The sequence below is a fragment of the Mucilaginibacter puniceus genome, from assembly GCF_054783175.1.
The window spans coordinates 129,587-141,831 of record NZ_BAAGRB010000002.1 but is presented as its reverse complement, the minus strand read 5'-3'; the positions used below and the strand labels follow the sequence as shown (position 1 = coordinate 141,831).

Here is a 12,245-nt window from a genome sequence, read left to right as displayed (position 1 = left end):
TGATTATAATATTTGAATGCTATAGTGCTGCAATTGCAATTCAAATAAATCCGAAATCAAACTAAACATTGCCCCACCCATGCGCCAAAACATCGGCAATATGCATGGTTTGTATAGGTAAGGTATTTTTATCAATATATCCCTGTAAATGAAGCAAGCAGGAAGCATCCGTTGATATAATATATTCAGCACCGGCAGCAATGGCATTATCAACTTTTTGCTGCGCCATAGCGCTTGATATGGCATCAAATTTAACAGCAAAGCTACCGCCAAAGCCACAGCAGGTCTCGTTTTCATTTAATGGCAATAACTCTAACCCTAAAACTTTATCTAATAACTGGCGTGGTTCGCGTTTTATGCCACACTCGCGTAATGCACCACAGCTATCGTGGTAAACAGCTTTGCCATCCAGTTCGGCACCGAAATAATCAAACTTGAGGATGTTTACCAAAAAATCAGACAACTCAAATATATTACCCTGAATATTGCGGCATTTATTATGTACCAGGGTATTATTAAACAGATCGTTATAATAGTTTTTAACCATGCCGGTGCATGAGGCAGAAGGGGTTACTATAACGCTGTCCTCAGAAAATCCCTCTAAAAATTTATTACCTACGGCTTTAGCTTCATCCCAAAAACCGGCGTTAAAAGCAGGTTGTCCGCAGCAGGTTTGGTTGGGATTATAATTAACCGTACAACCCGCTTTCTCTAAAAGTTTAACGGTATTAAAAGCGGTATCCGGGTATAACTGATCTACAAAACAGGGAACAAATAACTCAACATTCATGGATGGCTAAGTTCTGAAAAAGTTTGGAGTAATGGTAATGATTTATGCCCGTTCTTTTCTATACAAGGATATCAGTAATAACAACCCAGGTACAAAAAACACAGTTAGCATCAATGCAGAATTACGCATGCTGCCGGTTAATTCTTCCACAAAGGCAAAACTGAACATACCGCCTACTATAGCCAGCTTTTCGGTAACATCATAAAAGCTAAAAAACGAGGCAGTATCAGGGATATCCTGCGGTAAATATTTGGAATAGGTTGAGCGTGAAAGCGATTGTATACCTCCCATTACCAAACCCACCAAAGCCGCCAAGCCATAAAACTGTGTAGCGTTTTGTATAAAATAAGCACCGACGCAAACAAATATCCATATCAATACCACACCCGAAAGCACTAACGCGTTGCCATACTTATTGGATAATCCGGCCATTAAATTAGCACCTGCAATGGCTACTAACTGTATGATCAAAATGGTAGCAATTAAGTTAGGTGTAGGCAAATTCAATATTTTAGCACCAAAACCTGCGGCAACCAGCATAATGGTTTGTACACCCATAGAGTAGCAGAAGAAAGCTGCCAAAAAACGTTTTAATATGGGCATATTTTTAACCTGCTGCCAAACTTTGCCCAGCTCCATAAATCCGCCTTTAATAATATTGGCATGATGCGTTTGCGCGTTGGGGCTGCCTTTGGGTAATACTTTGAAAGGTATTTGGGCAAAGCTTATCCACCATACGCCTACCAATAAAAATGATAGTTGCGCCGAGGTCATCCCATTTAACCCAAAAGTTTCGGGTGATAGTACAAATACAAAGCAAATAATCTGTAGAATTACGCTACCCGTGTAACCAAAACTAAAACCTTTGGCACTTACGCTATCCTGCATGTCAGGTGTGGCAATCTCGGGCAGGTAGGAGTTGTAAAATACAAAACCACCGCTATAACCTATAGCCGCCAATCCGAAGCATATCATTCCAAATTCTAACCTATCGGAATTAAAAAAATACAAACCACAGCAGGCTAAGGCACCCAGCCAGGTAAAGCATTTCATGAATATTTTTTTGCTGCCGCGATAATCGGCTATAGCGGTTAATATGGGTAATAGTAAAGCGATGATGAGGTATGCCGCAGCCAGCACATAGTTAGATAAAGCGGTATTTATAAAATGCATACCAAAAAACACCACATCATCGTGCGTAGCTGCATTGGCCGTTATAGCCACATAAAATGCCGGGAATATGGTGGAAGTTATAACCAGGTTATAAGCCGAGTTGGCCCAATCAAACATGGCCCAGGCGCGTATGGTTTTCTTGTCGTTTTTAGGTTGCATATACTTGTTAAAAGTATATAATTTTTGATAGATATAAAAAACGCCAAAACAGTAAGGGCCGACTTTTTTAAGCCGACCCTCTCCTCACCACTTTGTTGCTTTATTTAAAAAGCCGTGGTAATATTATTTCATACTATCATGTATAGCATTAATATGCTCTAAATGCATTCTTAAAGTTGGTAATGTTTTATCAACAAAAGCTTTCAAATCAGCATCTTTTAAGTTTTTGCTGGCATCTTCAAACATACTAACGGTTTTTTTATGCCCATCAACCATCGCATCTACATAAGCTTTGTCAAACTCATTTCCTGATTTTTTAGAAAGGTCATTCATTTTTTCTTTATGATCTGCGTCAACAGAATCTGGCAGGGTGATATTTTTAATTTGGGCTAAGGCCATTAATTCGTCGTTAGCTTTTGAGTGGTCCATTACCATCATATTTGCAAAAGCCCTCACCTTTTCACTGCTCGCTTTAGTTTGGGCCATTTCACCTAAAGCAACTTCGGCCATACCACCGTTGGCCGCATTAACGGCAAATTCTGCATCTGCCTCGTCTACTGCCAATGCATTGGCACTGTCCCTTTCTGCGTTAATACTGTCTGCAGTTTCTGTACTGTCTTTGTTGCCACTGCAAGCCTGGAACATACAAGCCGACAGGGCTACCATCGCAATTAAACTTAATTTTTTCATGAGCTTTATTTGTTTATACATAGGTTAATTTGTTAGCTATTTAACAACATATGATATAATTAGTTTCATATATTTCACTTTTTGTAAAGTAATAGCTAACTGATTTAACAAAAACGATAACTAATTATTAAATAACTGCACCTGTTATGTTTAGTTTACTTAAAACATAATATGTTAATTTTAAAACAGTTAACATAATGATAACATTGAATTAATGTACCTTAGCTATATCTTTGCACCAAACCTAATCTAAAGGTATCTTATGAAAAAAAATAGCAACTCAAAACCAGCAGTTAAAGCAGCCAAAAAGGCCGCAAAAGAAAAAATAGAGCATAGCCTTGTTAATGAACTTAAAAAGGTATTAGGCGAATTGGGCCATACTTCAAAAGACCTGGAGAAAAAAATTGTTAAAAACTCTAAAAAGTTTGCCAAACTCATAGCAAAAGAAATAAAGGTAGTTAAGGAAGCTATTGCAGAGAAGGTAAGCCCTGCTCCTGCTAAAGCAACGCCGGCTAAAACAGTGGCAAAACCTGCAGCACCCAAACCTGTTGCTAAGCCTGCCGCCGCAAAAGCTGCACCAAAACCTGCTGCTAAAGCTGTAGCCACTAAAACGGCACCGAAGCCAGCTGCTAAAAAATAAATATAAACAAAAACACCCGGGCGACTTGTCCGGGTGTTTTTTTTTATGAGCAGCCTGATCTAAACCAGGTTTTTCTTTATACAATTAATGCTTTGTGTAATACTATCATAAGGATTACCGGGTGTACTATCTTGTTCCACAAAAAAATAATCAAGCCCTGATTTTTCAGACTGGGCAAATATTTTTTTAAAATCGATAATACCATTGCCTACTTCGGTAAAGGTTTGATTAGGAGTTTTAGCCATATCCTTTACATGCCATAGAGGGAACCTACCAGGGTGTTGGTTAATTAACGCAATAGGATCCTGGCTGGCTTTTACCATCCAGTAAATATCCATTTCCATTTTTACCAGGTTTTTATCCGTATTGTTCAATAATATCTCGTATGGATATTTCCCATCCTGCTGTACAAACTCAAAATCATGGTTATGATAAGCAAACTGTATTCCTGCTTTTTTACATTTTTCTGCGGCGATGTTAAACTGGTCGGCCAGTTTTTTGTATTTGTCCAGGTTACCGCGTTCCGGGTTTGATAAATAGGCACATACCATATATTTTATGCCTACTGTGGCGGCATCATCAATAGCCTTGTCCCAATTATGCAATATAGTACCCTGGGTATCGGCACCGTTTGTTTTTTCTTCGCCCAGGCGATAATGGCTGCTGGGCATAATTAAACCGTTTTGCTTTAATTGTTTAGCAAATGCGACAGCATCCATCCCATAAAACTTTTGCGTTCCGGTATAAGTAGCACCTTCAACCGAGTTATACCCAATTTGAGCAACTTTAGCTAAAGCAGCAACCGGATCAGCATCCATGGCATTCCTTACGGTATACAGTTGCAGGCCGATATATTTTTTATCGCGTGCAAATAAATGTGGTGCTGCCAATAACCCGGCTGATAGCATTGCCGATGTTTTGATGAACGATCGTCTGGTGGTCATATTAGATATAATTGGATAGTTCTAATATAGAAATAAATCCATTTATATATTACACTTTCCCAAACACTACCGTACCATTATGGCCGCCAAAGCCAAAAGTATTGCTCATAGCGGTATCCACTTTTTGTTCGATAGTATCTTTTAATACCAGGTTTAAATTGGTTGGTATAGCCGGGTCAACAGTAATGGTATTAATGGTTGCGGGTATTAGGCTATTTTTAATAGATAATATACTGATAATGGCTTCAACCGCACCAGCCGCGCCCAATAAATGGCCCGTCATTGATTTGGTACCACTTATTTGCAGTTTCAGTTTTTCGCCTTTGGCTAATACGTTTATGGCGTTAGTTTCTGATAAATCGCCTACCGGTGTTGAGGTGGCATGCATGTTCAGGTAATCTAATTGTTCAATAGTTATCCCCGCTTCGTCTAATGCCAATTGCATGGCCTTAGCCGCACCCAAACCTTCAGGATGGGTACTGGTCATGTGGTAGGCATCGGCGGTCATTGAGGCACCCCGTACTTCGGCATATATAGTTGCACCTCGTTTAACCGCGTGTTCGTAATCTTCTAACACTAAAGCACCAGCTCCTTCGGCCATAACAAAGCCATCACGGTCCACATCAAATGGGCGTGAAGCATGTTGCGGATCATCATTACGGGCAGACATGGCTTTCATTGAACTAAAACCACCAAATGAGGTTGGCGATATAGGTGCTTCAGATCCTCCTGTAATAATAATTTTTGCTTTGCCTAAACGGATATAATTAAACGCATCCATTATAGCGGTATTTGAGGTTGCACATGCCGAAACCGGACTGTAATTTACACCCATATAACCATGACGAAGAGATATCATCCCGGATGCCATGTTGATCAAAAATTTAGGTATCAAAAACGGGTTAAACCGTGGGTGACCATCGCCGGTGGCATAATCAGAAACTTCTTTTTCAAAAGTTTTCATACCGCCCTGTGCCGACCCCCATATTACACCCACATCAAACGGGTCCATTTTGTTTAGGTCAAATCCCGAATCCTTAATGGCCTCATCAGCTGCTATTAAGGCATATTGGGTATAAGGGTCGGTACGTTTTATATCTGCGCGGTCCAGGTAGGTGGTAGCATCAAAATCTTTCAGTTCGCAGGCAAATTGCGTGCGGAATAACGAAGCATCAAAATGAGTAACTGTTGCCGCACCGCTTTTACCGGCAACTACACTTTGCCAAAAGGTTTTTACATCATTGCCCAGCGGGGTAAGGGCGCCTATTCCGGTTACTACTACTCTATTTAGCATGGGTATTAAATTTTGCACAAATGTATAATAAGTTGAAAATATAGATTTAATAAAATGATTTATTTCATGATTTTATGACTTAGGCGTTATAAGTTAATGAGCAGCAACTGACAAGCATCATTTAACTGTGGATTTTATGATTTGAATCTCAGTTTTATTCATCTTTATATTTTTCCTGATTTTAATTATACTTGCAATACAATCTCACACATATATGAAATTAAGCAGGCTGCTTGGAACAGACTTAAAAGAAACCCTTAAAAAGATCAGGTATAAATATCAGAACCGAAATTTTGTTCCCTATATAGTTGAAAAGACTCTTTTCAAAACCGACTTTAAGTTTTATGTAGCCAACCTGGATGCTCAAAACTGGTATCTGGATGAGGAAAGCGTTAATCCTGAAACCAAAGAATGGATGTGGCCGGAACTGGAATTTGTAAAAAACAACATTACTAAAACAGGCGATATTGTATTGGAGTGTGGTGGACATCATGGCCTTACTGCCGTAGTGATTGGTAAATGGGTGGGTAAAACCGGGCATGTATATACTTTTGAACCTAACCCCGAGAACTTACAAATTATAGCTAAAAATGTTGAAATAAACGATAGCAAAAACATAACCATTGTACCTAATGCGGTAGGTTCAGAACCAGGCGAGATACTGGTGACCAATTCCAGCTCAAACTCCTACATATTAACAGGTAATGAGCATAATGGCATTAAAGTACCCATTGTTAAGGTTGATGATTTCATCGACAAAAAACCAACCGTTATTAAAATTGATGTAGAGGGTTTTGAACTGGAAGTGCTTAAAGGCGCTAAAGAAGTTTTAAAAACCTTACCAAGCCTGCATATTGAATTACACCCTGATATGATGGAACGATATGGTTACCATGTAGAAGATTTGATGGCCCTAATATCTACCGATTATAACCTGTGGATACAAACAGACCCATATAAAGCACCGGTACCTTATAACCGCGAGTTCCCTATCACGGCAAGGGTGCACTTGTATGCTGTAGCTAAATAGGAATCAAGATTCTTGAATTTTAAATCCGGGAGCCGTTAACTATCGTTAACGGCTTTTTTTATGAAAGAAGAAACCAACCCAACGCCGTAAAGCGCAGAAACCCAAAATTCAATAATTTAATGGTGTGTATTTTGCATTGATAGTATTTTATATTTTTGTATATTTAGTACAGTATGGTAAATGACAAAAAAAATACATCTAACCAGGGAAATATCGTTCAGATAACCGAAACCGAACGGTTAAAAAGGGATATTTATAGACCCGATATGGAAAAGCTGCAATTATTTACCAAAATGCTGCGAACTAACGCATTATTGAAAAAAGTAGTTATCCGCCATAAATAACTATATGGATATTTTAGATGATGAACTGCTGAAATTTTGGCGAAATCTTAATGATCGGCATGTCAGATACATCATGGTAGGTGGTTTTGCTACACGATTTCATGGCTTTAACCGTAATACGGATGATTTAGACCTTTGGCTGGATGATACTCTTGAAAATCGCAAAAACCTTAGACAAAGTTTCATTGAATTAGGATATGGTAATTTCCCATCGCTTGAAACAATGGAATTTGTGCCCGGATGGACAAGCTTTTACATAGGCAGTATGATTGAACTGGATATTATGACAACTATGAAAGGTTTAGAGAACTATTCATTTGATGAATGTTTTAATATGGCCTCCATTGCCGAGTTAGATGGTATACAAGTACCCTTTTTGCATATTAACCAATTAATTGCCAACAAAAAAGCCGTCAATCGCGCCAAAGACCAAGTTGATGTTATAGAACTGGAGAAAATTAAAAAGATTAGAGATCATAAATAACAAAAGGCTCCGAATTTTCATTCGGAGCCTTTTGTTATTATGTGCGGAAGAAGGGACTCGAACCCCCACGCCGTGAAGCGCCAGATCCTAAGTCTGGTGCGGCTACCAATTACGCCACTTCCGCAGTTAGGATTTTTTTAAGAGTGGCAAATATAGACTAAATTGACAGAATACGAAAAGTAATTTTACGTTTTTTTAACCTAAAAAAACATAAAGCTGAATATCATTCTGTTATAACACTAATATTTATTGCAGGTCATCATCCGGAAGGTGATCTTCATCTTCAGGATCTATCTCAGATTCATTTATATTGGCTTCTGCCCTTATATCGTTAAGGTCGTCTTCTACTTCCATTTTATCATCAAAATCCTCGTCGTCTTTATCATCCCAGTTGCCCTCAACAAAATCAACATCATCAGGCATGCTAAATATGGTTAAATAAGGGTTGTTAATTGCGGTGGTTCGAAATGTTTGAGCTATCATGGCGTTATTAATTAGTTACGTGTATAACACACATTTATGTATTTGGTTTATATTTGGGCTGATGAAATTTTATCAACAATTATTACAACTCAACGCCCGCAAACGCGGCTTTCATATTATTACCGGCGAAGTGGTGAACGCGCTGCCACAAATAACCGAGTTTAAGGTAGGTATGTGCCAGGTATTTATTATGCATACCTCGGCATCGTTAACCATCAACGAAAATGCCGACCCAACCGTACGCCAGGATTTTGAGATGTATTTTAACAAAACGGTGCCCGAAAATGACCCTGATTACCGTCATGATGATGAAGGGCCCGATGATATGCCGGCACATTTAAAAGCAGCTATGCTGGGTAGTTCGGTAATGATACCTATTCGCAACGGCAGGCTGGCGCTGGGTATGTGGCAGGGCATATATTTATGCGAGCACCGCGACTATGGCGATGCCCGCAAATTAATTATAACTGCCTGGGGTGAATAATTTAAAAGCTAACGTCTGTGTACGAGAGTTGAAAAGCGTCGGCAACGGCTTTATAGGTTAACAAACCATTATAAGTGTTTAATCCTTTTAAAAGAGGCACACTATCCTGAAAAGCCTTTTGATAACCTTTATTAGCAATTTGCAAAGCGTAAAACAAGGTAGCGTTGGTTAATGCTACAGTTGAAGTATTGGGTACGGCACCGGGCATATTGCCTACCGAATAATGCAATACATCGTGTTTAACATAAACCGGATCGTCATGCGTAGTAACATGATCGGCGGTTTCAAATATGCCACCCTGGTCAATAGCTACATCCACGATAACAGACCCCGGCTCCATAGCTTGTACCATAGCCTCGGTAACCAGCTTTGGTGATTTTGCTCCGGGTATTAATACGGCGCCAATCACCAGGTCGGACTTTTTCACACAATCGGCAATACTTAAGGGATTTGAAGCTAAAATAGCTATGGACGAACCAAAGATATCATCTAACTGGCGCAACCTTTCCAAACTTGTGTCCAAAATGGTTACCTCGGCACCCATACCTGATGCAAGTTTCGCCGCGTTTGTTCCGGCTACACCACCACCGATAATGGTTACTTTTCCGCGCCTTACTCCGGGTACACCACTTATTAGCACACCTTTGCCACCGTTAGGTTTCTCTAAAAAGCTGGCACCTATTTGTACTGCCATACGGCCGGCAACTTCGCTCATTGGGGTTAAAAGCGGCAAAGTACCATTAGGCAATTGTATAGTTTCGTAAGCTATAGCGGTTACTTTACTTTTTAATAATGCCTCTGTTAGTTTTTGCTCTGCTGCTAAATGCAGGTAGGTAAATAAAATTAAGCCTTCCCTGAAATATTTAAACTCGGCTTCAATGGGCTCTTTAACTTTCATCACCATATCAGCCTGCCAAACTTCTTCGGCGGTATCAACCATATTGGCTCCGGCATTTTGGTAAACTGCATTTGTAAAGCCCGACCCCTCACCTGCTCCCTTTTGAATTTTTATAGTATGTCCTGCGGCTAAAAATGCGGCTACACCGGCTGGCGTTAGCGCTACACGGTTTTCGTTGTTTTTGATCTCTTTAGGGATTCCTATCGTCATGATCTAATAATATATCAGTTAATTTATCAACAACACCAATAAACGTAATTCGTTTTATGGTGTTATGTATGTGTTTAATTAGCTTTGCAGCTTAAATAAATACACTTGACAAAAATAACGATAAGTATTGCAGGTTGCGGCTGGTACGGATTAAATTTAGCTAAAGAACTACTTAAATATGACTATACTGTTAAAGGTTCGACAACTACTGCAGATAAACTACCAATATTAGAAAGCGCGGGTATTGAACCATACCTGGTTGATTTTTCAAACGCACAAAATATACCAGCTGATTTTTTTGATTGCGATATTTTATGGATAGCCATCCCACCGAAAACCCGATCGGGTAATGGCGAGGGGTATTTAACCAGCATCAAAAATTTAATTAATGGCGCTAAACAGTATGGTATTAAGCAAGTTATATTAATAAGTTCTACTGGAGTTTATGCTGATATAAATGGTGAGGTTAACGAGCAAAGCCCCACTAATCCGGATACATTGGGTGGCAAAATTATGTTACAGGCCGAGGATTTGTTAAAAAATGAAACCGCATTTACAACTACCGTTATCCGCTTTGCGGGATTGATAGGCCCCAACCGACACCCGGGAAGATTTTTTGGCGGTAAAAAAGATGTATCTAACGGCAACGCTCCTGTCAACCTAATACACTTAAGTGATTGTATAGGCATTAGCTGCGCTATAATCGATCAGGAAGCATTTGGTTATACTTATAACGCCTGCACACCAGATCACCACACAAAGAAAGAATTTTACACCAAAGCCGCCTTGCGATTGGGTTTACAACAACCCGAATTTTTGGACGAAAAAAAAGACTGGAAAATTATCTCCAGTCTTTATGTAGATCAAGTGCTAAATTATCAATACCGGGTTAGCTCATTATTGCAATGGTTGGATGCCGCCGCGGAATAATTACTCTACTCCTTTTACCTTAGTTTGTAAAGCATATAATGCTTTTGAAGTAGTGATGTACAAAATATCTTTGTTTTTACCTGCAAAGCATACGTTTGTGGTTGCTGGTTGCGGTACTGTGATACGGCTTAATAATTTTCCTGCCGGGCTATAAATAGCCACCCCTCTGCTGGTGATATAAACGTTGCCTTTATTATCCAATGTCATGCCGTCAGCTCCCTGATCGGCAAATAGTGTTTTCTCTGAAAGCGTACCGTCTTTTTCAATTTTGTATTTATAAACTTTACCCTGGTAATCACCTACATACAAGTATTTACCATCGGGTGTCCCTACAACGCCATTAGGTTTGCGCATATCGGTTATTACCGGGATAGCTTGTTTAGCGCCTTTAGGCAGGTAATAAACTTTATCGCCACCCACATCGGTTGTTTTTTTTCGGGTCCAAAAATCACGTGGAAATAATGGGTCTGAAAAATACATTCCGCCGTCTTTATGTAAGTAAACGTCATTAGGCGAATTAAATAAATGTCCATCCATGTCATTTAGTATCACTGATACCTCGCCTTTAGGCGTAACAGATAGCAATTGATTTTTTTCTTCCGAGCAAACAATTAAATTACCTTTTTTATCCATAAACATACCATTAGGGCGGTGTGCCGGTTCTAAAAAAACGGTTAATTTTCCATCCAGGTCATATTTATAAATTTTGTCTTTGGGCATATCTGTCAAAAACAGATTTCCTTTTTTATCCGTTGTCGGCCCCTCTGCAAAACCGAATTGGTCTGATATAAGTTTCAGTTCGGTACCTGGCGCAATAATATCGGTGATGGTATCAGAAAGCACTTTGGCTTGTGTATCTGTAACGACTTTATTTATGGTAAATGACGATAGTGCAAAAAAGCCTGCACCTATAGCTATAACAGCTTTGTTAATATTTTTCATTCAGTTTTTTATTTAGTTGGATAACTGGTTTGGGATATGGTTTAATATCTATTTCCAATAATCGCTAATAAACGGCTGAATAACAAATTTAAAGCGGGTAATTTTTATGAAACAAATACCACTGCTAATAAGTCTTAAACTATTTTAATGATGCATTAATAGCTTTTGCCGAATCCAGGTGCTCCTGCAACGTAGGTAAAGTTTTGGCCGCAAAGTCCTGTATAGTTCCGCTGGTATTATTACCTACCCCTTTAAAAAGTTCAATGGCCTTTTCATGATCGGTAATCATCATTTCCATATATCCTTTATCAAACTCAACTCCTGACTTTGAAGAAAGCATGTTTAATGCGTTTTCATGTTCGGTGTTGATGATATCCCTGCTGCTAACCATTTTGTCTGCTTGTATTTTTTTCAATTCATTAACTGTTTCTGTATGATGAGTGATCATCATATTGGCAAAATCGATAATTTGGGGATTTGAAGATGTTTTCTTAGCTATTTCAGAGGCTTTTATTTCAACAAGACTACCTTCTATCCCATTTTTTATAAAATGGATAGCAGCGTCATCTGCTAAGGTTTTATCGTTATAATTTTTAGCACGGCGTTGATCGTGGCAAGACGACGAAACTAATACAAGCAATATACTTAATACTGAAAATAGCAGCTTTCTCATAGTTAAGATGTGGTTTGTTATTGGGTATAACAAACTTTAGCTAATATGGTTTACTAAAACCATTAACTCATATCTAA

At 39.0% G+C, this 12,245-nt stretch carries 15 protein-coding genes and 1 tRNA gene; 6 read left to right on the top strand and 10 right to left on the bottom strand.

The window, feature by feature from the left end; translation table 11 throughout:
• Positions 1–61 precede the first annotated feature (61 nt).
• The 3 genes from ACYVJ6_RS07445 to ACYVJ6_RS07435 form a co-directional block, all read right to left on the bottom strand.
• A complete protein-coding gene (locus ACYVJ6_RS07445; protein WP_460693421.1) occupies positions 62–790 on the bottom strand; it encodes a (Fe-S)-binding protein in 729 nt (242 codons plus the stop codon).
• A 42-nt stretch (positions 791–832) separates the two neighbouring features.
• Complete coding sequence (locus ACYVJ6_RS07440) at positions 833–2,122, bottom strand: MFS transporter (RefSeq protein ID WP_460693420.1); 1,290 nt, start codon at positions 2,120–2,122, stop codon at positions 833–835.
• A gap of 123 nt (positions 2,123–2,245) precedes the next feature.
• Positions 2,246–2,812 (bottom strand): DUF4142 domain-containing protein, encoded by a 567-nt coding sequence (locus ACYVJ6_RS07435; protein ID WP_460693419.1) that lies wholly within the window; start codon positions 2,810–2,812, stop codon positions 2,246–2,248.
• A gap of 262 nt (positions 2,813–3,074) precedes the next feature.
• Between ACYVJ6_RS07435 and ACYVJ6_RS07430 the strand changes: the two genes are divergently transcribed.
• The gene (locus ACYVJ6_RS07430; RefSeq protein WP_460693418.1) at positions 3,075–3,452 is read left to right on the top strand and encodes a hypothetical protein; all 378 of its coding nucleotides are present in this window, start codon (positions 3,075–3,077) and stop codon (positions 3,450–3,452) included.
• Between the two features lie 59 nt (positions 3,453–3,511).
• Here the strand turns inward: ACYVJ6_RS07430 and ACYVJ6_RS07425 are convergent, their stop codons facing one another.
• Positions 3,512–4,396: a sugar phosphate isomerase/epimerase family protein gene (locus ACYVJ6_RS07425; RefSeq protein ID WP_460693417.1), complete on the bottom strand. Its 885-nt coding sequence runs from the start codon at positions 4,394–4,396 to the stop codon at positions 3,512–3,514.
• A gap of 49 nt (positions 4,397–4,445) precedes the next feature.
• Positions 4,446–5,690: a beta-ketoacyl-ACP synthase II gene (gene fabF, locus ACYVJ6_RS07420; RefSeq protein ID WP_460693416.1), complete on the bottom strand. Its 1,245-nt coding sequence runs from the start codon at positions 5,688–5,690 to the stop codon at positions 4,446–4,448.
• A 214-nt stretch (positions 5,691–5,904) separates the two neighbouring features.
• Between fabF and ACYVJ6_RS07415 the strand changes: the two genes are divergently transcribed.
• The 3 genes from ACYVJ6_RS07415 to ACYVJ6_RS07405 all read left to right on the top strand — a co-directional run bounded on the left by ACYVJ6_RS07415 (position 5,905) and on the right by ACYVJ6_RS07405 (position 7,548).
• Complete coding sequence (locus ACYVJ6_RS07415) at positions 5,905–6,720, top strand: FkbM family methyltransferase (protein ID WP_460693415.1); 816 nt, start codon at positions 5,905–5,907, stop codon at positions 6,718–6,720.
• A 173-nt stretch (positions 6,721–6,893) separates the two neighbouring features.
• Positions 6,894–7,064, top strand: a complete 171-nt coding sequence (locus ACYVJ6_RS07410) for a hypothetical protein (protein WP_460693414.1) — start codon at positions 6,894–6,896, stop codon at positions 7,062–7,064.
• Between the two features lie 4 nt (positions 7,065–7,068).
• The gene (locus ACYVJ6_RS07405; protein ID WP_460693413.1) at positions 7,069–7,548 is read left to right on the top strand and encodes a hypothetical protein; all 480 of its coding nucleotides are present in this window, start codon (positions 7,069–7,071) and stop codon (positions 7,546–7,548) included.
• A 42-nt stretch (positions 7,549–7,590) separates the two neighbouring features.
• Here ACYVJ6_RS07405 and ACYVJ6_RS07400 read toward each other — a convergent pair.
• Both ACYVJ6_RS07400 and ACYVJ6_RS07395 read right to left on the bottom strand, forming a co-directional pair.
• Positions 7,591–7,672 (bottom strand) — tRNA-Leu (locus ACYVJ6_RS07400).
• A gap of 122 nt (positions 7,673–7,794) precedes the next feature.
• Entirely contained in the window at positions 7,795–8,031 is a 237-nt protein-coding gene (locus ACYVJ6_RS07395; RefSeq protein ID WP_460693412.1) for a hypothetical protein, read from the bottom strand.
• 61 nt (positions 8,032–8,092) lie between these two features.
• Here ACYVJ6_RS07395 and ACYVJ6_RS07390 point away from each other — a divergent pair, with 61 nt between their 5' ends.
• Entirely contained in the window at positions 8,093–8,515 is a 423-nt protein-coding gene (locus ACYVJ6_RS07390; protein WP_460693411.1) for a secondary thiamine-phosphate synthase enzyme YjbQ, read from the top strand.
• A 1-nt stretch (position 8,516) separates the two neighbouring features.
• Here ACYVJ6_RS07390 and ald read toward each other — a convergent pair whose 3' ends face one another.
• Positions 8,517–9,623 carry an alanine dehydrogenase gene (gene ald, locus ACYVJ6_RS07385; RefSeq protein WP_460693410.1) on the bottom strand — a complete coding sequence of 369 codons (1,107 nt, stop codon included), beginning with the start codon at positions 9,621–9,623 and terminating at the stop codon, positions 8,517–8,519.
• 105 nt (positions 9,624–9,728) lie between these two features.
• Here ald and ACYVJ6_RS07380 point away from each other — a divergent pair, with 105 nt between their 5' ends.
• Positions 9,729–10,553, top strand: a complete 825-nt coding sequence (locus tag ACYVJ6_RS07380; protein WP_460693409.1) for an SDR family oxidoreductase — start codon at positions 9,729–9,731, stop codon at positions 10,551–10,553.
• Here the strand turns inward: ACYVJ6_RS07380 and ACYVJ6_RS07375 are convergent, their stop codons facing one another.
• Positions 10,554–11,495 carry an SMP-30/gluconolactonase/LRE family protein gene (locus tag ACYVJ6_RS07375; RefSeq protein ID WP_460693408.1) on the bottom strand — a complete coding sequence of 314 codons (942 nt, stop codon included), beginning with the start codon at positions 11,493–11,495 and terminating at the stop codon, positions 10,554–10,556.
• Positions 11,496–11,634: 139 nt separating this feature from the next.
• The gene (locus tag ACYVJ6_RS07370; protein ID WP_460693407.1) at positions 11,635–12,168 is read right to left on the bottom strand and encodes a DUF4142 domain-containing protein; all 534 of its coding nucleotides are present in this window, start codon (positions 12,166–12,168) and stop codon (positions 11,635–11,637) included.
• Between the last annotated feature and the right edge of the window lie 77 nt (positions 12,169–12,245).